At 59.2% G+C, this 20,064-nt stretch carries 20 protein-coding genes (1 of these 20 only partly in view); 8 read left to right on the forward strand and 12 right to left on the reverse strand.

Features of this window, described 5'->3' with window-relative positions; genetic code table 11:
• From thiO to J5276_RS01295, 5 genes are all read left to right on the forward strand, one after another.
• Complete coding sequence (thiO, locus tag J5276_RS01275) at positions 1–1,005, forward strand: glycine oxidase ThiO (RefSeq protein WP_112155401.1); 1,005 nt, start codon at positions 1–3, stop codon at positions 1,003–1,005.
• Positions 974–1,171: a sulfur carrier protein ThiS gene (gene thiS, locus J5276_RS01280; RefSeq protein ID WP_097100895.1), complete on the forward strand. Its 198-nt coding sequence runs from the start codon at positions 974–976 to the stop codon at positions 1,169–1,171. Before thiO ends, thiS begins: the two co-directional genes overlap by 32 nt.
• Positions 1,172–1,175: 4 nt before the next feature.
• Positions 1,176–1,949 (forward strand): thiazole synthase, encoded by a 774-nt coding sequence (locus tag J5276_RS01285; RefSeq protein ID WP_065688645.1) that lies wholly within the window; start codon positions 1,176–1,178, stop codon positions 1,947–1,949.
• Positions 1,950–2,010: 61 nt separating this feature from the next.
• On the forward strand, positions 2,011–3,015 hold the full coding sequence (locus tag J5276_RS01290) for a P1 family peptidase (RefSeq protein ID WP_111782609.1): 1,005 nt from the start codon (positions 2,011–2,013) through the stop codon (positions 3,013–3,015).
• A gap of 3 nt (positions 3,016–3,018) precedes the next feature.
• Positions 3,019–3,417 carry a winged helix-turn-helix domain-containing protein gene (locus tag J5276_RS01295; protein ID WP_013636838.1) on the forward strand — a complete coding sequence of 133 codons (399 nt, stop codon included), beginning with the start codon at positions 3,019–3,021 and terminating at the stop codon, positions 3,415–3,417.
• On the opposite strand, the gene modC is transcribed toward J5276_RS01295, so the two are convergent.
• The 4 genes from modC to J5276_RS01315 form a co-directional block, all read right to left on the reverse strand.
• Positions 3,386–4,462 carry a molybdenum ABC transporter ATP-binding protein gene (modC, locus tag J5276_RS01300; protein WP_112155402.1) on the reverse strand — a complete coding sequence of 359 codons (1,077 nt, stop codon included), beginning with the start codon at positions 4,460–4,462 and terminating at the stop codon, positions 3,386–3,388. The genes J5276_RS01295 and modC overlap by 32 nt on opposite strands.
• Positions 4,459–5,166 carry a molybdate ABC transporter permease subunit gene (gene modB / locus J5276_RS01305; protein WP_112155403.1) on the reverse strand — a complete coding sequence of 236 codons (708 nt, stop codon included), beginning with the start codon at positions 5,164–5,166 and terminating at the stop codon, positions 4,459–4,461. The genes modC and modB overlap by 4 nt, the downstream gene beginning before the upstream one ends.
• Positions 5,167–5,222: 56 nt before the next feature.
• Entirely contained in the window at positions 5,223–6,014 is a 792-nt protein-coding gene (modA, locus tag J5276_RS01310) for a molybdate ABC transporter substrate-binding protein (protein WP_112155404.1), read from the reverse strand.
• A gap of 131 nt (positions 6,015–6,145) precedes the next feature.
• Positions 6,146–7,429 carry an FAD-binding oxidoreductase gene (locus J5276_RS01315; protein WP_111782614.1) on the reverse strand — a complete coding sequence of 428 codons (1,284 nt, stop codon included), beginning with the start codon at positions 7,427–7,429 and terminating at the stop codon, positions 6,146–6,148.
• Positions 7,430–7,559: 130 nt separating this feature from the next.
• On the opposite strand from J5276_RS01315, the gene J5276_RS01320 reads away from it, so the two are divergent.
• Both J5276_RS01320 and J5276_RS01325 read left to right on the forward strand, forming a co-directional pair.
• A complete protein-coding gene (locus tag J5276_RS01320; RefSeq protein ID WP_025594480.1) occupies positions 7,560–8,471 on the forward strand; it encodes a LysR family transcriptional regulator in 912 nt (303 codons plus the stop codon).
• Positions 8,472–8,587: 116 nt separating this feature from the next.
• Positions 8,588–8,824, forward strand: coding sequence for an Lrp/AsnC ligand binding domain-containing protein (locus tag J5276_RS01325; protein ID WP_003516842.1), 237 nt, complete (start codon positions 8,588–8,590; stop codon positions 8,822–8,824).
• Positions 8,825–9,133: 309 nt separating this feature from the next.
• On the opposite strand, the gene J5276_RS01330 is transcribed toward J5276_RS01325, so the two are convergent.
• From J5276_RS01330 to epmA, 3 genes are all read right to left on the reverse strand, one after another.
• On the reverse strand, positions 9,134–9,322 hold the full coding sequence (locus J5276_RS01330) for a hypothetical protein (protein ID WP_003516843.1): 189 nt from the start codon (positions 9,320–9,322) through the stop codon (positions 9,134–9,136).
• A 378-nt stretch (positions 9,323–9,700) separates the two neighbouring features.
• Positions 9,701–10,765 (reverse strand): lysine-2,3-aminomutase-like protein, encoded by a 1,065-nt coding sequence (locus tag J5276_RS01335; RefSeq protein WP_038492232.1) that lies wholly within the window; start codon positions 10,763–10,765, stop codon positions 9,701–9,703.
• Positions 10,762–11,826: an EF-P lysine aminoacylase EpmA gene (epmA, locus tag J5276_RS01340; protein WP_111796511.1), complete on the reverse strand. Its 1,065-nt coding sequence runs from the start codon at positions 11,824–11,826 to the stop codon at positions 10,762–10,764. Before epmA ends, J5276_RS01335 begins: the two co-directional genes overlap by 4 nt.
• A gap of 250 nt (positions 11,827–12,076) precedes the next feature.
• Between epmA and efp the strand changes: the two genes are divergently transcribed.
• The gene (efp, locus tag J5276_RS01345; protein WP_003516849.1) at positions 12,077–12,646 is read left to right on the forward strand and encodes an elongation factor P; all 570 of its coding nucleotides are present in this window, start codon (positions 12,077–12,079) and stop codon (positions 12,644–12,646) included.
• A gap of 112 nt (positions 12,647–12,758) precedes the next feature.
• Here the strand turns inward: efp and J5276_RS01350 are convergent, their stop codons facing one another.
• From J5276_RS01350 to J5276_RS01370, 5 genes are all read right to left on the reverse strand, one after another.
• A complete protein-coding gene (locus J5276_RS01350; protein ID WP_065703449.1) occupies positions 12,759–14,201 on the reverse strand; it encodes an efflux transporter outer membrane subunit in 1,443 nt (480 codons plus the stop codon).
• Positions 14,202–14,350: 149 nt separating this feature from the next.
• Positions 14,351–17,440 carry an efflux RND transporter permease subunit gene (locus J5276_RS01355; protein WP_065703451.1) on the reverse strand — a complete coding sequence of 1,030 codons (3,090 nt, stop codon included), beginning with the start codon at positions 17,438–17,440 and terminating at the stop codon, positions 14,351–14,353.
• A 53-nt stretch (positions 17,441–17,493) separates the two neighbouring features.
• Positions 17,494–18,696: an efflux RND transporter periplasmic adaptor subunit gene (locus J5276_RS01360; RefSeq protein ID WP_003516855.1), complete on the reverse strand. Its 1,203-nt coding sequence runs from the start codon at positions 18,694–18,696 to the stop codon at positions 17,494–17,496.
• A gap of 198 nt (positions 18,697–18,894) precedes the next feature.
• Positions 18,895–19,554, reverse strand: coding sequence for a TetR family transcriptional regulator (locus tag J5276_RS01365; protein ID WP_013636828.1), 660 nt, complete (start codon positions 19,552–19,554; stop codon positions 18,895–18,897).
• A gap of 2 nt (positions 19,555–19,556) precedes the next feature.
• Positions 19,557–20,064 carry the 3' portion of a phosphoribosylaminoimidazolesuccinocarboxamide synthase gene (locus J5276_RS01370; RefSeq protein WP_065703452.1) on the reverse strand. The gene runs 443 nt beyond the window's last position, so 508 of the gene's 951 nt are visible here — the last part of the coding sequence; its start codon lies off the right edge, out of view; it ends in the stop codon at positions 19,557–19,559.

The raw sequence follows: 20,064 nt of genomic DNA on the forward strand, positions 1-20,064 counted from the left end.
ATGCGTGTCCTTGTTAAGGGAACGGGGGTCGCCGGTCTGACGGCGGCCTTCGAACTGGCGCGGCGCGGCGCAACCGTGGAGGTTTCGGAGCGCAATGCTGAAGCCTCGCGCGGCGCATCCTTTTATGCGGGCGGAATGCTGGCGCCCTGGTGCGAGCGTGAAAGTGCGGACGAGGCGGTACTGACACTCGGCCAGGCGGCTCTCGACTGGTGGGATGAGGCAACCCCCGGCCTTGTCATCAGACACGGCACGCTGGTGGTCGCGCCCGCCCGCGACAAAGCCGAGCTTTCGCGTTTCGCATCCAGAACAACTGGATACCAGTGGGTGGATGAGGGTGACATCGCCGCTCTGGAGCCTGACCTTGCCGGGCGGTTCCGCTCCGGGCTTTATTTCGCGGGCGAGGGGCATCTCGATCCGCGCCTTGCGCTCAAATCGCTGCATACGCGGCTTTGCAGCTTGGGCGTGCGGTTTCATATGGGTATTCCGGTGGATGAGCAGCCGTTCGATCGGGTGGTGGATTGCACCGGCGCTGCGGCAGTGGGCGAGATTGCCAATCTTCGCGGCGTGCGGGGAGAAATGCTCTATCTAGCCACGTCAGAGGTTTCCCTGTCGCGCGCCGTCCGGCTCTTACATCCGCGCATTCCGCTTTATATTGTGCCGCGTGAGCCGGGTCGCTTCATGGTGGGGGCGACGATGATCGAGACAGAGGATGCCGGAGCCATTTCAGCGCGCTCGATGATGGAGTTTCTGAACGCCGCCTATGCCGTACATCCGGCCTTCGGCGAAGCTGAAATCATCGAGACCGGAACGGGCGTGCGCCCCGCCTATCCCGACAATCTGCCGAAAGTTACGCAGGACGGCCGGACCGTCTTCATCAACGGCGCCCACCGGCATGGCTTCCTGCTGTCGCCGGCGATGGCGCGGCAGGCGGCTGAAATCGTCTACCAAGATATCTCTGGAAAGGAACAGGATCATGAAACTTCTGGTGAATGGCGACGAGCTTGATCTCGCCACCGAGACGCTGGCCGGGTTACTCACCAGCCTCGACTATGAAGGCGAGTGGCTGGCGACGGCGGTCAATGGCGATCTGGTGCATTCGGAAGAGCGCGCCGATTATCAACTGAAGGCGTTCGACCGTGTCGAAATCCTCTCGCCGATGCAGGGAGGTTGAGGCCATGCTGACGCTTTATGGCCGTGAGGTCTCGTCGCGCCTCCTGCTCGGCACGGCGCGTTATCCGTCTCCCGCCGTGCTTGCCGATGCAGTGCGGGCCAGCAACACGGATATTCTGACGATTTCGCTGCGTCGGGAAACGGCAGGCGGCAAGAAGGGTGGCCAGTTTTTTGAGCTGATCCGCGAGCTGGATCGTTACATTCTGCCCAATACGGCTGGCTGCCATACCGTGAAGGAAGCGGTGCTCACGGCGAAGATGGCGCGTGAGGTTTTTCACACCAACTGGATCAAGCTGGAGGTCATCGGCCATCACGACACCTTGCAGCCCGATGTGTTTGCGCTCGTCGAAGCGGCGAAAATTCTCTGCGACGATGGTTTCGAAGTCTTTCCGTATACGACTGATGATCTTGTCGTGGCGGAAAAGCTCCTGGATGCGGGTTGCAAGGTGCTGATGCCCTGGTGCGCGCCGATCGGCAGCGCCATGGGGCCGCTTAATCTGATGGCGCTGAAATCCATGCGGGCGCGTTTTCCGGATGTGCCGCTGATCGTCGATGCCGGTATCGGCCGGCCGTCACATGCGGTGACGGTGATGGAGCTTGGTTACGATGCCGTTCTGCTCAACACGGCGGTCGCGGGGGCGGGTGACCCGGTCGGCATGGCGCAAGCTTTCGCCCGCGCCATTGAGGCCGGGCATCAGGCTTTTGTGGCGGGGCCGCTGGAGCCGAGAGATATGGCCATTCCCTCGACACCGGTGATTGGCACGGCGGTATTTTCCTGATTCACCTTTTGCGTTGACAGTGCCCCGTGGCGGCGGGATACCGGAAGAAAAGGGGAACGGCATGGCGGCACGCAATAATCTTCTGACGGATATCAATGGGATTTTGGTCGGCAATGTCACCGATCTTGCACTCGGCTCCGGCGTCACCGCAATCGTTTTCGAAAAAGCCGTAATCGCCTCCGGTTCGGTTCTTGGCGGGGCGCCCGGTGGTCGTGATACCGGCCTGCTCGACCCGGCGATGACGGTGGAAACCGTGGATGCCTTCGTACTTTCAGGCGGTTCGGCCTTCGGGCTGGATGCGGCGGGTGGTGTTCAGGCCGGTCTGCGCGAGATCGGGCGTGGCCTGCAAGTCGGTTCCACCCGTGTCCCCATTGTGCCGCAGGCGATCCTCATGGATCTGCTGAATGGTGGCAACAAGGAGTGGGGGCTGCATTCGCCCTATCGCGAGATGGGCTATGCGGCTTTCAGGGCGGCGCGTGCGGAGCCCTTCCGTCTTGGAACAGTCGGCGCGGGAACGGGGGCGACCACCGCCACCTTCAAGGGCGGTCTTGGTTCGGCAAGCGCTGTCAGTTCCGGCGGTTACAAGGTGGCGGCCATCGTCGCCGTCAATGCGCTTGGCTCGGCAACCGTTGGCACCAGCCGCCATTTCTGGTCTGCGCCTTTTGAAGAGCAGGGCGAGTTCGGCGACTGCGGTTTTCCTGATCGTTTCGAACCGGATCATACCGCGCTTCGTCTCAAGGGCGTCAACCTCACCGCGACGACCATCGGCGCCGTGGTCACCGATGCCGTCCTTACCAAAGCGCAGGCGCACCGCCTTTCCATCATGGCGCATGACGGGCTGGCGCGCGCCGTGCTGCCCGCCCATCTGCCGAGCGACGGCGACACCATGTTTTCGGCTGCGACCGGTGAGAAGCCGCTTGAGGGCGGCGCTCATTTCGCGGAACTCTGCCATCTCGCTACCATCGTTATGGCGCGCGCAGTGGCGCGCGGTGTTTACGAGGCGACGGCTCTGCCGCAGCACGGTGCGCAGAAAGCCTATCACGATCTTCATGGCCGGGGTTTCTAGCCGATGAGCAATATACATCAGCCACTGAAGCCCGTTCTCCGCATCGATTTTCCGCCCGGAGATCGTCTCGGCCACGGTAAGATCGAGTTGATGGAGCTGATTGTCGAGACCGGCTCGATCTCGGCCGCCGGCCGAGCGATGGACATGTCCTATCGCCGTGCATGGCTGCTTGTGGATGCGCTGAACCATATGTTCAGGCAGCCGGTGATCGAATCCCAGCGGGGCGGCAAGCAGGGGGGTGGGGCCGCGCTGACCGCATTCGGTGCCGAATTGCTTGAACGGTATCGCAGCATGGAAAAGCGGATGAATGAGGCCCTGCGCAAGGATATCGACTGGCTTGAGGCCAACCGCAATCCGGATGCCGCCATCACTAATACGGATCGAGAGCCGCCGACTTTATGATCGCGTGTACCGGTTTCCCGGGTTCTAGCTGGAGACGTTCGCGCGACAGATCGGTGATACGCGACTGGATAATATCGCCGCCGCAATCCACCTGAACGGTTACCATGCCATCTTCGCTGGCGGAGATACCGGCAATATGGCCTTCGAGGATGTTAAGGGCGCTCAGGCCTTCGGGCTTTGCCGTGGCAAGCATGACGTCACGCGCCGGTATCAGCACGCGTGCCGGGGTGCGGGGTGTTCCTCTTTTTGCTGGAACCTGCAGGAGCGACGAGCAGAGCCTTACGGCAGCAAGCCCGTGCCTTTCATCGAAGCTTTCGATGTGTCCCGAAAGGATGCTGCCCGCTTCTCGTCGCTCAAGATGTGCGCTGAAATCCGACCGTGACAGCACGTCGGCCGCTTTTCCCTGTGCCTCCACTTTGCCGTCCTTCATAACAACTATGCGGTCGGCAAGGCGGGCGACTTCCTGGATGGAGTGGCTGACATAGACGATCGGGATTTTCGTCTCGTCGCGCAGCCGTTCCAGATAAGGGATGATCTCGGCCTTTCGTTCCTCGTCCAGTGAGGCGAGAGGTTCGTCCATCAACAGTAGTCTGGGCGATGACAGGAGTGCGCGGCCGATGGCGACCCGTTGTTTTTCACCGCCGGAAAGCTTGTTCGGACGACGCTGGAGAAGATGGCCGATGCCAAGCATGTCGATAATGCGGTTTTCATTCGCCCGCTCAGATTTTTCCGTAGCGAACCATTTGCCGTAGTTCAGGTTCTGGGCAACGCTGAGGTGAGGAAACAGCCGCGCTTCCTGAAAAACATAACCAAAATGGCGCCTGTGTGCCGGCAGGAACAGGCGCTTTCCGCTATCGGCCAGCACTTCGCCATCGAGCGATACCTGACCACTATCTGGCCGCAGCAGACCTGCGATGATGCGGATCATCGACGTTTTACCGGAGCCGGAGCGTCCGAAAAGCGCTGTAACGCCGCCATCAGAGGTGAATGACGCGTTGAGTTCGAAGGAGCCGAGGCGGTGGCGGGTGGAGACGGAAAGCGTCATTCCATGCTCACCCGTTTGCCGATGATGCGGGCCAGAAACTCCGAGACGAGCAAGGCCGACATGGAAATCACGACGGAAACGATGGTCAGCCGCAATGCGCCTGCATCGCCGCCCGGAACCTGCGTGAAAGTGTAGATGGCAGCGGACAGCGTCTGGGTTTCGCCGGGAATATTGGAAACGAAGGTGATGGTCGCGCCGAATTCGCCCATGGCCTTGGCGAAAGCGAGGATCATGCCCGCGATGATGCCGGGCAGGATCAGGGGAAGCGTGACGGTGAGGAACACCCATAGGGGGCTTGCACCCAGGGTTCCGGCCGCCTCTTCCAGCTTGCTGTCCACCGCTTCGATGGAGAGGCGGATGGAGCGCACCATCAGCGGAAACGCCATGACGGCGCATGCGAGCGCCGCCCCCGTCCAGCGAAAGGAAAAGACGATGCCGAACCAGTTGTCTAGAAACTGGCCGATGGCGCCTCTGCGACCGAAGAGGATGAGCAGCAGAAAGCCGGTGACGACGGGCGGCAGAATGAGCGGCAGGTGGACAATGCCATTGAGCAGCGACTTGCCCCAAAAGCGCCCGCGCGCCAGCGCGACGGCAACCGCAATGCCGAAGGGCAGGCTGGCGAACATGGCGATGGAGGACACCCACAGGCTGAGCCTGATCGCCGTCCATTCTTCAGGGCTGAGTGTCCACCAATGCAAAGCCATATCCTACAATCGTCATCTCTCGCGGTCCCATACGGGATGGGACCGCGAAACGCAGTTTATTTCAAAACGGTAAAGCCTTGCTTTTCGAAGAAGGGCGTAGCCTTGGCGGACTTCAGGAAATCCAGATAGGATTTTGCCGCCGGAGATTTTGCTTCCGAGAGAATGGCGACGGGGTAGATGATCGGCGGATGGCTGTCTTCCGGGAAGGTGCCGACGATCTTCACGCCCGGATCGGCGGCCGCATCGGTCTGGTAGACGATGCCATAGGGCGCTTCGCCGCGCGACACGAGCAGCAACGCTGCGCGCACGCTTTCCGCGCCGGCGACTTTCTTTTCCACGGATGACCAGACGCCGAGCTTTTCCAGCGCAGCCTTGCCGTATTTACCCGCCGGAACGGAATCGACCGCGCCCATGGCCAGTCGGCCATCGCCCACCAGTCCGGCGAGATCGAAGTCCTTCTTGATATCGACCGGCTTGGCCTTGTCGGCCGGGGCGACGAGAACGATGCGGTTGCCAAGAAGATTGGAGCGGCTTTCGACGTTGATCAGCTTCTTTTCGGCAACATAATCCATCCAGGCGAGGTCGGCGGAAATGAAGATATCCGCCGGTGCACCCTGCTCGATCTGTTTGGCGAGTGCGGAGCTTGCGGCGTAGGACACGGTCGCTTCATTGCCGCTTTCCTTCGCCCATTCAGCATTGATCGCATCAAGTGCGTTTTTCATGCTCGCGGCAGCAAACACCGTGAGTTTTTCGGCGGCATGGGCGGGAACCACCGCAAGGGACGCAGCCACCCAGAAGGATGTTGCTGCGGCGATGGTTTTGAAGAAGGTGCGGCGTAAGAGTCTCATGGTGTGTTCCCCCGGTTCGAGATATCCTGATGAATATATCGACAGGCCTATAGGGCAATCATTATATTTTCAAGAATATATCGATGCCGTTTAAAAAAGCCGCCACGACCGGCGGCTTTCGGCCTGGTTGATCAGAAGCGTTCACCGGCGAAATGAGCGATCTGTGCGCCAGCCTCGTAATAGGCCTCCTTCACTGCCCTGAGGGCCTGCGCTTTTGGTTCTGTCACGGGAAGAGGCAGGTCGTTTTCGGCGATATCACCGAGAATATGTTGCGCAATCACCTTGCCGAAGGCAGTACCGGGCGCGATGCCGCGGCCATTATAACCGGAAAAACCGACGACATTTTCCGCGAATTTATGGAAACGCGGCACGGCATTGTCCGTCATGCCGATCTGGCCGTACCATTCGCATTCGAATTCCGTCTCTCCCAGTTGCGGGAAAAGCCGCTTCAGCGATCGTTTGGCCCATGCCCGGTGAATGGCGGCACCCGTGCTGCGCAAGGCGCCGACGCTGCCGAAGACCAGCCGACCCGCTTTGTCCATGCGGAACGAGGAGAGGATTTCCTTTGTATCCCAGCAACCTTCTCGGTTCGGCAGGATACTCTTTTGCAGATTGTCGCTAAGCGGTCTGGTCGCGAAGTTGAAGTAGGGCAGGTAGGTCTGTTCGTCGCGGACGATCTGCCACGGCCCGGTGCTGTAGGCTTCGGTGGCGACGACGATCCAGTTGGCGGTCACCGATCCCTGCGGTGTTTTTACCACCCATTTTCCGCCGCTGCGTTCGGTCGACACGACGGGGCTGGCGGTGTGCAGCCGTGCTCCTGCCTTTTGCGCGGTGGCAGCCAGACCACGAACATAGGCAAGCGGCTGAAGCGTGCCCGCGCGCGTATCGAAAAGTGCGCCGGAATAGGCGGTGCTGCCGGTGTGTCTTGCCGTTTCATCGGCATCGAGAAGGCGGACGGGAGCGCCCCTGGCTGCCCATTGTTCGCAGCGCTCGCGAATTTCGGCGAGCCCTTTTTCACCGACGGCGCAATGCAATGTGCCATTCTTTTCGATCTCGCAGGGAATCGCGTGTTTTTCCACCAATTCGCGCACCAGCAACGGCGCATCACCCAGAAGGCTGAGAAGCCGTTCCCCGTAGGTTTCGCCCAGCACGCCGGGCAACTCCCTCGGCATGACCCACATGCCGCCGTTGATGAGACCGACATTGCGGCCGGCGCCGCCGAAGCCGATTTCCCTGGCTTCGAGAAGAACGACATCCATGCCCTTTTCAGCAAGATGAAGGGCGGCGGATTGTCCGGTGAAGCCGCCACCGACAATCACCACATCGGCAACCGCCTCGCCTTGCAGTGCAGGCGTTGCGGGCGGCTGCGGCGCGGTCTTTTCCCAGAGGCCGTGCGAGCGGGGATCATTATACATCGTTCCACCATTTTCCGGGCGAGTTCATTTGTTTTCCGTATGAGTGACAAGCCCTTGTTTATGAGACTTTACAAGCGGCCTCACCTGTTGAATATCGACATATCGTCAAGAGTTCATTCCGTGAGGGAATATGGTTCTGCCGCCTCGGCGCTTCTTACCGTCGCTTTCACTTCTTGCGGCCTTTGAAGCCGCCTCGCGCACCGGCAGCGTGACCGCGGCTGCGAGAGAACTCGGGCTTACTCAAGGCGCGGTCAGCCGGCAGATCCTCGCGCTTGAGGAGCAACTTGGCGTGGCGCTGTTTCTGCGCGAGCGGCAGACAATCCGGCTCACCCGGGCGGGGGAGGGTTATGCGCGGGAAATCCGGGAGGCCCTGCGGCGAATATCGACCGCGTCGCTCAATCTGCGCGCCAATCCGGATGGCGGCACGCTCAATCTCGGTGTTCTGCCAAGCTTTGGTACGCGCTGGCTGGTGCCGCGTCTTCCCGATTTCATCGCCCGACATCCGGGCGTTTCGGTCAATCTTCTTACGCGTTCGTCGCTGTTCGATTTTCGAACTGATACAGTCGATGCGGCGATACATTTCGGTTTGCCGCATTGGCCGGGTACCGAACTCGTTTTTCTGATGCATGAAACAGTCATTCCGGTGTGCAGTCCCGCTTTCAGGGAGCGCTACGGGCTTTCACAGCCGGGCGATCTGCTGCATGTGCCGCTGCTGCACATGACGACCCGGCCGGACGCCTGGGAACAATGGTTTCGCAGCCATGATGTGGTTTTCGACAATGTGCATGGCATGCTTTTCGATCAGTTCACGACGATTGCCGAGGCGGCGAGCGCCGGGGTCGGGGCATCGCTCATTCCTTCCTTCATGATCGGGGAGGAGTTGCGAAGCGGCCGGCTTGTCGCGGCGGTTACCGGCGAGGTGGAGAGCGAAGAGGCCTATTATCTCGCCTGCATGCCCGATCGCGCCGGTTACGCTCCGCTTGAAAGTTTTCGAAGCTGGATCGTTTCTCAGGCCGCGATCGGGGCTGGTAGCAGCGGATGAGACTTTTCTGCCTAAACCGGCAGGCGGTCTTGCAAGACCGGCGCGGCTAAGCCAATAGTGCGCCATGACGCATGGCAAAGAGCCACGCACCACAAGTTCCAATACGGGAGATGTCCGTGAAGCCCATTTTTGTCCAGCTTCAATGCGAGCCCGGCAAGACCTATGATGTCGCCGATGCCATCTACAAAACGGAGCTGGTTTCCGAGCTTTATTCCACCAGCGGCGAATATGATCTGATGCTGAAGATCTATCTTCCGCAGGAAGAGGATATCGGCAAGTTCATCAACCAGAACATCGTCAATATTCCAGGCATCGTCCGCTCGTTGACGACGCTGACCTTTACCGCGTTCTGACGCGCGTCTGGGGGGCGAGAGAGTCTTTTCAGCCCTGGGATCTGGGCCGGCTGGATTCCTGTGACAAGCACAGAAACCAGGAGAGGTGGGAGCTCTAGGAGCGCGTGGCTTTTGCACTCTAATCCGGATTTGAAAAAGCTATTTCACCTTAGTGCAGGGCGTATTGATACACCCCGTCGTGGTTTATGACAGACCAGTGGACGAATTGTCAGGCAATAGAAAAGCGCGCCATCGACCCGGTATTCGGGATCCGATATTGGGCGCGCTTTGGTTTTGAAAGGTCCGTGAGCGGGTGATGGGTTTCCCGCATCAGGCCGCGGCCAGGTTCCGGCTGCGCACGAGATTGCGAATTGCAATCCGCACATCGTCGGCGCTGTCGAACTTCTGTTCGTCCAGGTCGTGGACGTGGAACTTCACCGCGATGAACTTCAGCCGGTCGTTGTCCGGTATGACGATGCCGACGGGTTCGCCAGCGAATTCAATAACTTGCTTTTGCATAGGTATACTCCCGCTGTGGCTCATTAACACAGCATGTTGTCGAACTGATTTTCAGAAAATTGAGACCGTCAGGTCACATTCGACAGCAGCGGGAACACGTGGATTTAAATCCAGCATTCCAGGACTCAAGACCAAGGATTGCGTTGATGCGAATATATTTTGACATGACACACTCCCTGTATTGGTGTTGATCCGGAATCAGGAGACTCGCTCTCCAGTTCCACACTGATAATCCAGACCACCATTAAAATCAATGCTGATTGTTATAGGTAGAATATTTTTCTTTATGATGACAGGAGGGGGGCGGAAATGTGAAATTTTTGTTTTCGTTCGACGCCGCTTTGAAAAGCCCGGCACGGCGGGCTTTTTATGCTTTTTTTAATCGTCGCCGGATGCAGGCGGCGGGTAAATATGATCGTTTCCGTTGAAGTCCGAGACGGAGTAGCAGCCATCGCGGGTTTTTTCGGCCGCATTCGGGCCGATCGTGGCCTTGCCGTGACCGCCCGGAATGTCGAGAACGTAGGTCGGCTGGCAAAGACCGGAGACATGCCCGCGCAAGGCGGAAACGATTCGCTGACCTTCTTCTATCGTCAGCCGGAAATGGCTGGTGCCGGGCGCTAGGTCGGGGTGGTGCAGGTAGTAAGGCTTGATACGGTTCTCGACAAAGGCGCGCATCAGTTCGGCGAGAATTGCCGAATCATCGTTGATGCCCTTCAAAAGTACGGTCTGGCTGACCATGGCGATGCCGGCATCGATCAGGCGCGCGCAAGCACTTCTGGCTGCTTGCCCAAGTTCGCGTGCGTGGTTGGCGTGCAGGGCCACATAGGTGGTTTTGCCGCTGGCCTTCAATGCCTCGATCAGCGGCCCGTCGATTCGTTCGGGATCGACGACCGGTACACGGGTGTGGAAGCGAACGATCTTGACGTGCGGTACGTCTTTCAGCCGCGTCATCAGGTCGGACAATCGCCGCGCCGAGAGTACCAGCGGATCGCCGCCGGTGAGGATGACCTCCCAGATGGCCGGGTTGGCTTTTATATAGTCGAATGCGGCGTCCAGCTCTTCCGGGCTCATCATGCCGTTGCCTTGCGGCCCGACCATTTCGCGGCGGAAACAGAAACGGCAATAGACGGGGCAGACATGCACCGCCTTCAAAAGCACCCGGTCCGGATAACGGTGGACGATGCCATGGACGGGACTATGTGCACCGTCGCCGATCGGATCGTCCCGTTCTTCGGGAAGGTGGACGAGTTCGGCTAGGTCCGGCACGAATTGCCGCGCGATGGGGTCCTGCGGATCGCGGCTGTCCATCAGATCGGCCATTGTCGATGTGATGGCTAACGCGTAACGTTGCGTCACCGCGCGCACGTCTTCGAGCGCCTCGGTCTTGATCAACCCCGCCTCAACAAGTGCTTCGGGTGTCTTGATGGTTTCAAGCCTTGTCATCGTCCGTATTCCGCGACGGGTGCCCACATGACCAGATCGATGCGGGGCGCGCCGGTTGCCAGCATCACCAGTCGGTCGAAACCGAGTGCTATGCCGCTTGCCGGCGGCATGATCGCCAGCGCCGCCAGAAAATCCTCGTCCAAAGGATAGGTCTCGCCGTAAACCCGCTGCTTCTCAACCATCTCCATTTCGAAACGCCGTCTCTGCTCAGTAGCGTCGGTCAATTCGCCAAAGGCATTGGCAAGTTCAACGCCACACGCATAAAGCTCGAACCGTTCCGCCACCCGCGCATCCCCAGGCGATTTGCGGGCAAGCGCAGCCTCGCTTGTGGGGTATTCATCGAGAATGGTGGCGCGGCCTAAGCCCAGTTCGGGTTCCACCCGCTCCACGATAACGCGGCTGAACATATCCGCCCAGGTGTCGTCCTTAGCCACACGAATTCCGGCATTGGTTAGGCTTGCGGCAAGGTGCCGGCTATCCGTCTCGCCGTTTCGGTCAATCGTCGCCAGAAGATCAATTCCCGCATAGCGATCGAAGGCTTCCGCGACGCTCAGACGTTCCGGTTCGAGGAACGGATCGACGCTGCGGCCACGATAGGTGAAATTGTTTGTTTTGGCGGTTTCTGCCGCCAGCGCCAGAAGATTGGCGCTGTCCTTCATCAGGATCTCGTAGGTTTCTCCGACCCGATACCATTCCAGCATCGTGAATTCTGGGTGGTGCAGGGGGCCTCTTTCCCGGTTTCGATAAACATGGGCGAAACAGAAAATGCGTTCTTCACCGGCCGCGAGCAATTTCTTGCAGGCGAATTCGGGCGAGGTGTGGAGATAGAGCGGAGCGGCGTCGCCGGCTGGCGTCAGTCCCTGGGTGGCGAAGGCATGCAGATGTGCCTCGTTGCCGGGAGAAATCTGCAATGTGGCGGTGTCGACCTCTAGAAAGTCCGCGCGCGCGAAATAGCTGCGAAATTCCGACTGAATCGCGTTGCGTCCAAGCAGAAAGGCGCGGCGGTCGGCATGGACGTCGGGCGTCCACCAGGGCGACATTGTCTCGTTGCTTGAGCCCATCTCTTTTTTCTTTTCCGTCTTACCTGCTGGCCTTGTTACGGATAAACGGCCCGCAAAACGCCTGATCGCATCATTTAAAGCAATTCCGGGCGGAAAACCGCTAGGCACTCTTCCGCGAATTGCTGTAGAAGGCTGGCAATTCGCGCGGATTTAAGGTAGTTGCGCCCCAGAAAAAAGACAAAACGTCTGCCGGGCCGGTGCTATCGCGCAGTCCTTTACGACGCATTTCATCGAGTTACAAGGAAGTCATATGGTCAAGGTTATCGCCTCATCCGTCCGCAAGGGCAATGTTCTCGACGTGGACGGCAAGCTCTACGTTGTTCTCACCGCGCAGAACTTTCACCCGGGCAAGGGCACGCCGGTCACGCAGGTTGACATGCGCCGCATCGTTGACGGCGTGAAGGTTTCCGAGCGCTGGCGCACGACCGAACAGGTCGAGCGTGCTTTCGTCGAAGACCTGAACTTCCAGTTCCTTTATGAAGATGGCGAAGGCTTTCACTTCATGAACCCGGCAAACTACGATCAGGTCGTTGTCGATGTCGAGACGATGGGCGACCAGAAGGCCTATCTGCAGGAAGGCATGACCTGCGTTCTTTCCATTCACGAAGGCAATCCGCTGGCTGTCGAACTGCCGCGCCACGTCACGCTGGAAATCGTCGAAACGGAACCGGTTGTGAAGGGCCAGACGGCTTCTTCTTCCTACAAGCCGGCAATTCTTTCCAACGGCATCCGCACCATGGTGCCGCCGCACATCGACGCCGGTATCCGCGTGGTCATCGCGACGGAAGACAATTCCTACGTCGAGCGCGCCAAGAACTGAGCCTGACGGCAGGTTAAACAAAAAGCACCGGGCGACCGGTGCTTTTTTGTGTCTGGAATACAAAAAAAGCCCGCGTCTCGACGCGGGCTTTTCATTTGCCTTGAGGCGTTTCTTACATGCCCTTTGCAGCGACCACGGTTGGGCCAGCGGACTTCTTCGGGACAGGCTGGCCAACGGCATAACCGCCGCCGAGAGCCACGTTGAGCGATACATAATCCTGCGCGGTCGTCTGGATCGCCGTTGCAAGGTTTGCCTGCGCATCGGAGACCGACCGCTGGGCATCCAGAACGTCGAGCAGAGACGACGCACCGTCACGATAGCTGGCTGTCGAGAGCTGCAGCGCTTCCTGGTAGGATGAGACAGTCTTTCTCAGCGCGTCGACGGTACGCTGGTCGCGATTGATGGCGGCCAGGGCGTTTTCGACTTCTTCAACCGCGTTGAGAACGGTTGCCTTCCAGACGAGATATTGCTCGCGTGCTTGCGAGTTCGCGATGTCGACATTGGCGCGCAGTCTGCCACCATCGAGGATCGGGAGAGTGAGGCTCGGACCGAAGGACCAGCTATTGGCCGTTCCCCTGCCGCCGCCACTCAGGAAATTGTAGCTCGGGGTGATCGCGCCACCAAGCTCGATGCTTGGATAAAGCTGTGCCTCGGTTACACCGATCGTGGCGACCGCAGCGGCGAGATTGCGTTCAGCGACGCGGATGTCCGGACGGTTGCGGATCAGGTCGGCCGGGATGCCGGTGCGGGGAACTGCGCGCGCAACAGGCTGGCGTGCGCCCTTCTGCAGCTCGGCGATGAGCGACGAGGCCGGCATGCCGAGCAGGGTCGCGATGCGGTGGGCTGACTTGCGGAAGCTGGTTTCGAGGCCGGGTATCTGCGACAGCGTTGAATTGACCAGACCTTCGGACTGGACGACATCGAGACGCGAGGCCGCACCCGCTTCGAGCTGCAGCTTCGTCAGATCGAGCGTTTCGCGGCGTGAACTCAGGTTCTGGCGGGCAATCGCCAGGCGCTCCTGATAATAGCGCACGTCGATATAGGCCGCGGCGACTGAGGAAATCAGCGTCAGGCGCTGAACGTCGACGGTGGAGTACGCGGCGTCGAGCGAAGCATCGGCGCTTTCCGTTGCCCGGCGATAGCGACCGAAAAGGTCGAGGAACCAGGAAACGCTAAGGCTGCCGTTGGACACGTTGGTGACGGGAACGTCACGGTAGCTGCCCTTGGTCTCGCTGGTCGTGTGGCTGCCACTGCCAGTCAGGCTCGGCAGGCCGCCGGCGCCGTCCACGATCACCTGGGCCTGCGCCTGATTGATGCGCTCGATTGCCTGCATCACGGTGAGGTTCTGCGCAAGGCCGGTGGAGACGTAACCGTTCAGGCGGTTGTCGTTAAAGGCCGTCCACCATGCAACGCTGCTGATGTCGCCATTACTGGTTTTTCCGGCTTCCGCGAACTTTCCCGGCAATTGAATTTCCGGCGTCTTGTGGTCGGGTCCGACAACGCAGCCCGAAAGCAGTAGCATTGTCAGGGGAATAGTAGCGCGAATAGACAGCATATAATTTTCCCAATTCTCTGGTTGGCTTACCAAGCGCGGCTTGCTGACAAATGGGCTGCGCGGTCGATATGCCCTAGAAACGTGCGTTTGCCAAATCGGCCATATTTCTAGCAGCGTATTAACGGTTGGCACAGCCCATTTTTGTTTTGTTAACGCCTTGAAAGGCGACGAATGATGACGAAAAAGGACGGAACGAAGAAAATTCCGAGCAGTGTTGCAGAAAGCATACCACCCAGCACCCCGATACCGATTGCATTTTGCGCGGCAGAACCCGCTCCGGTTGCGATCGCGAGAGGCACGACGCCGAGGATGAAGGCGAGCGACGTCATGATGATCGGACGCAGGCGCAGCTTCGCCGCCTCCAGTGCCGCCTCCACCAGACTTAACCCGTGCTCCTGCCTCTCCTTGGCGAATTCAACGATCAGGATCGCGTTTTTCGCGGCAAGGCCGATGGTCGTCAGCAGGCCCACCTTGAAGTAGACGTCGTTCGTCTGGCCGAAGAAATGGGCCGCAGTCAAAGCGCCGAGGACACCCACCGGGACAGCCAGAATGACCGAGAACGGGATCGACCAGCTTTCATAAAGGGCAGCCAGGCAAAGGAACACGATGAGAACCGACAGCGCGTACAGCATGGGCGCCTGCGAGCCGGAAAGGCGTTCCTGATAGGAGATACCCTGCCATGCCACGGTGTAACCGCCTGGCAAGCTTGCCGTCAGACGTTCCATCTCGTCCATGGCTTCGCCGGAAGCAACGCCTGCGCCGGCGGTGCCTTCAAGCGAGATCGCGCCCGTACCGTTGTAGCGTGCCAGTGACGGCGGCGCGTTGATCCACTTCACCTCGCTGAAGGAGGAGAAAGGTACCATTTCGCCGCTGGTGTTGCGGGCATACCAGAACTTCAGGTCGTCCGGCTGCATGCGATAGGGTGCATCGCCCTGAACATAGACCGGCTTGAGCTCACCGTTCAGGGTGAAGTCGTTGACATCCCGGCCGGCAAAGATCGTCGACAGCATCAGGTTCACGGAGGAAAGATCGACGCCCATGGCCCCCATCTTTTCCTGATCGAGAATGATCTTCATCTGTGTTTCGTTGTCCTGGCTGTCGCTTCGCAGAGAGCTGATTTTTGGATTGCTTGTTGCAAGCGCAATCAGGTCCTTGGAGGTTGCGGTCAGAGCGTCGGTGCCGTTGCGGCCGCTATCCACGAGATACATGGAGAAACCGCTCGACGTGCCCATGCCCTGAATTGCCGGCGGCAAAAGCGGGAATACCTGTGCATCGCGGAAGCCGAAGAACGTACCCATTGCCCGCTGCACAATGGCGGCGGCGTGTTGATCGGGTGCGGTTCGCTCGGAAAAGTCCTTGAGCTTGGTGAAGACGATCGCGTTGTTCTGACCCGAACCGCTGAAGCTGAATCCAAGCACGCCGAAAACCGATTCGACATTGGCTGCTTCTTTTTCACGGAAGTAGCTTTCGACCTGTTTTACCACCTCGTTGGTGCGTTCGATGTTCGAACCGGTCGGTGTCTGGATGATCGTCAGCAGCACGCCCTGATCTTCCTGTGGGAGGAAGGAGCTTGGCAGTTTGGTGAAGAACCAGGCGCAGCCGCCGACGACGATCAGGAAAAGAATCGTCACGCGCAGGGGCCGTTTCAGCAGATAGCCGATCGACGAGACATAGCCGTCCGTCGTCTTGCCGAAGCCGCGGTTGAACCAGGCACCCGGTCCACGCTGCTTTTTGGTATGGTCGATGGGCTTCAGCATTGTGGCGCACAGCGCCGGCGTCAGAACGATGGCGACCACCGCCGAAAGCAGCATGGCCGAAACGATCGTGATAGAGAACTGGCGATAGATGATACCAGTCGATCCGCCAAAGAAGGCCATGGGAATAAACACGGCGGTCAGGACGAGCGCGATGCCGATGATGGCGCCGGTTATCTCGCCCATCGATTTTTCCGTCGCCTCGACCGGCGACAGGCCCTCTTCCGACATGATGCGCTCGACGTTTTCAACAACGACGATGGCGTCATCCACGAGAAGGCCGATCGCCAGAACCATGGCGAACATGGTCAGCGTGTTGATGGAATATCCGGTTATTGCGAGGATGCCGAACGTGCCGAGGAGCACGACGGGCACGGCGATCATCGGAATGAAGGTGGCGCGCAGGTTTTGCAGGAAGACCAGCAGCACGACGAAGACGAGGATGATCGCCTCGATCAGCGTATGCACCACTTTCTCGATCGACAGCTTCACGAAGGGTGTCGTGTCGTAGGGATATTCGATCGAGACGCCTGCAGGCAGCGAGCCCTCAACGGCGGTAAGCGCGGACTTGACACGTGCTGCAGTATCGAGCGCGTTGGCGCCCGTGGCGAGGTTGACCGCGAAACCGGCGGAAGGACGGCCGTTCGAGCGGGAATCACCGCCATAGGTTTCCTGGCCGATTTCGATGCGGGCCACGTCGCTCAGGCGAACGGTTGCGCCGTCCTTCTCAACCTTCAAGATGACCGATTCGAAATCGGCGACGGTGGTGAGCTGGCTCTGCGCCGTCACCGTCACATTGAGCTGTTGGCCCTGGACGGCGGGAACGGCACCGAGGGAGCCGACCGAAACCTGGGTGTTCTGGCTTTCGATGGCGCCGGTGACGTCAGCCGTGGTCAGCTGGTATTTGTTGAGCTTGAACGGATCGAGCCAGATGCGCATCGCATATTCGGAACCGAAGACGTTGATGCTGCCCACGCCTTCAAGGCGCTTGATCTGGTCTTCGACGCGCGAAGAGAACACGTCGCCGAGATCGGCCGAATTGCGCTTGCCGTCCGTCGAGATCAGCGCACCCACCATCAGAATGCTCGATGTGGAGCGGCTGACCTGAATACCGCGCTGCTGCACGGTGTCGGGCAATTGCGACTGCACGAGCTGCAGCTTGTTCTGCACCTGAACCTGCGCAATGTCAGGCAGGATGCTGTTACCGAAGGTCAGTGTCACTTCGGCGCTGCCGGTCGAGGAAGACGAGGTCATATAGGTGAGATCGTCGAGGCCGGTCATGCCGTCCTCAATGATGGTCGTCACCGATTTTTCGACCGTCTCCGCGCTAGCGCCGTTATAGGTTGCGCTGACGCGGACCGTCGTTGGGGCAATATCGGGATATTGCGAGATGGAGAGCGTCACAATTGCCAGAGCGCCGCCCAGCATGATGACGATGGCGATAACCCATGCAAAAACGGGGCGCCTGATAAAGAAATGGGCCATGGCAGTCCTGCCTTACCTTTTACGAGCTTCGACCGAGGGTTTCGTGCTCATGTTTATTTCGAGGGGGCGGCGGCAGGCGGAGCTTGCTGCGGCAGAACGACGATACCGCGATCGTCGATGGTCACTTCCACGGGCGCGACCGTCGCGCCGTCGGCAATCCACTGGAAGCCGTCAACGATGAGTTTGTCGCCATCCTTGACATTTTCCGTCACCAGCCAGGCATTGCCCGACTGCTGGCTGGACGGGAAGGTGCGCGTTTCCACCTTGTTTTCCGCGGTGACAAATTTTGCGGTCAGTTCGCCATTGGCGTTCCGGCTCGCTGCGCGCTGCGGGATGCGGAAACCCGTTTCCTTACCGATGGTCAGCGTTGCGCGAACATAGGTGCCGGGAAGCAGAAGATCGTCCGGGTTATCGAAGAGAGCACGGATGGAGAAGGTGCCCGTGGTTTCGCTCACCGCCATGTCCGACATGTCGATCTTGCCGTCATGCTTGTATTCGGTGCCGTCTTCCAGCGTCAGGTGAATGCCGGTTTCCTTGGTATCGCCGCCGAGCTGGCCCGACGAGATCGCCTTTTTCAGACGCAGAAGATTGATGCTGGATTCCATCAGATCGATGTAGATCGGATCGATGCGGCGCAGCGTCGTCAAAGCCGTCGTCTGGTTTGCCGTCACCACGTTGCCGATGCTGAAAGCGGTTGCGCTGGTGATGCCATCGAAAGGCGCGCGGACCTTGGTGAGATCGAGATTGATCTCAGCCGTTTCCAGCGCAGCCTTGGTCTGGGCTACGTCGGCTTCGGCCTGAAGCAGCGTCACCTTGGCGTTTTCATATTCGATCTGCGTTGCGCCGCTGTTGACCAGCCGCTCGTAGCGGGCAAGGTTCGCCTGGGCGCTCGGAACGCTTGCTTCGGCTTTCGCTACGCTTGCCTTGGCCTGTGCCACTTCTGCCAGATAGGTGTTGTCTTCAATCTGGTAGAGAATGTCACCCTGCTTGACCTCGCTGCCTTCCTTGAAGGGAATGTCGCGGATGATGCCAGTGACGCGCGGGCGGATTTCCGCCGTCTGGAACGCGCTTGCGCGGCCGGGAAGAACGGTGGTCAGGGGATATTCGCTCGTCTTCATCACAATGATGCTGACCGGAGACGGGGGACGCGCGGCGCCCTGGCCGGCGGTCTGGCTGCTTTCGCCGCCATCGCTGCATCCCGCGAGAACTGCGGTCATGCACAGAGAAGCAAATAGGGGTAAAATACGTCGGCTCATTGTTCTTCCCTGCGTATCGGTCGCATTCAACTATAAGCGCAGTGTCGCTCGGCGGATGCTGGTCCGGGTGCAGGGACGATGGGTAAAGGCCCTATGGGGACCTTCTTCGTTCAATCTGCTCGGACCGCCATTCGCATAGAAGCGCAGGCTTTCACGCTTCGCAAGCAATTGCGAGAAGGTGACGTAAGTTGAGAATCGTCACTTAGCAAGCGGATTGCGCAATCCTGCCTCGATTAAATCAACCAGTTGATCGCAACGTGTTGCTAAATTGCCGATATCTTCCCGTGCGATGAGGACGGGATGGATGACGCTCGCGAGTGCGTGGAGGACGGTTTCCGCCAGAGGCGGGATGTCGGCGGGGGCGTAAATTCCCTTATCTACGCCATCGCGAATAATGTCAGCCACCAGGTTTGCTATGACGGATTTGTAATAGTCACCGCACTTCATGTCCTGCTTGGCCGTCATCAGGATCATTTCGAATATATAGGGATTGTCGTTGAGGTTCTGATGGTGTTGTTCCATCAGGGTGCGGGCGAGATGGCGCAGCCTTGAAACTGGTGCATGACTTTTATCGAGCGGGTGGATTTCCCGCTCGAATGCACCGATCTGCTCAAACCCGATGGCATCGACGAGCGCATTCTTCGAATTGAAGTTCTTGAAGACGTTCGCGGGCGACATGCCGAGTGCTGCGGCGATATCGGCAATCGCCACTGCATTGAACCCACGCTCGCGAAAAAGTTCTTCGGCTTTGGCAAGAATGTCCCGCCGCGTCTCTTCGGCGGAACGGCGAGGCCGGCGCTTGACAGGAACGTCGTTCTTCCTGTCACCCTTTCTCGCCTGTTCGATCGTTTTGCTCAAGGTCAGACTCCGGGGAAAAATTGCTCCAGGTTCCGGCGTACTCTTGCCAGTGGCGTCTCACCGCTATCGTCGGGAACGAAGCTTTGTCCGGTGATGCGTTCGTATGCATCAATATATACCCTTGACGTCTGCAATACGAGTTCCCGCGGAATTTCCGGAACGTCGTCCTTATAGGGATCGCAGCGTTCGGCAACCCAGGCTCTCACGAAATCCTTGTCGAAGCTTGCCGGCCGTGCGCCGTTGCGGAAGCTCTCTTCATAGGTTTCAGCCATCCAGTAGCGGCTGCTGTCAGGCGTGTGGATTTCGTCGGCCAGAATGATCGTGCCGTTTTCATCCGTGCCGAATTCGTATTTCGTATCGACGAGGATGAGGCCCTGCTTTGCGGCAATCTCCTGTCCGCGCTTGAACAGTGCGAGCGCGTAACGGGAAAGCGTGTCCCATTGCTCCTGCGTCAGAAGTTTCTTCTCCACTATCTCGGCCGGCGTCAACGGCTCGTCGTGACCACCATCG

The sequence above is a fragment of the Agrobacterium sp. S7/73 genome, from assembly GCF_019355535.1.
Classification (GTDB): domain Bacteria; phylum Pseudomonadota; class Alphaproteobacteria; order Rhizobiales; family Rhizobiaceae; genus Agrobacterium; species Agrobacterium tumefaciens.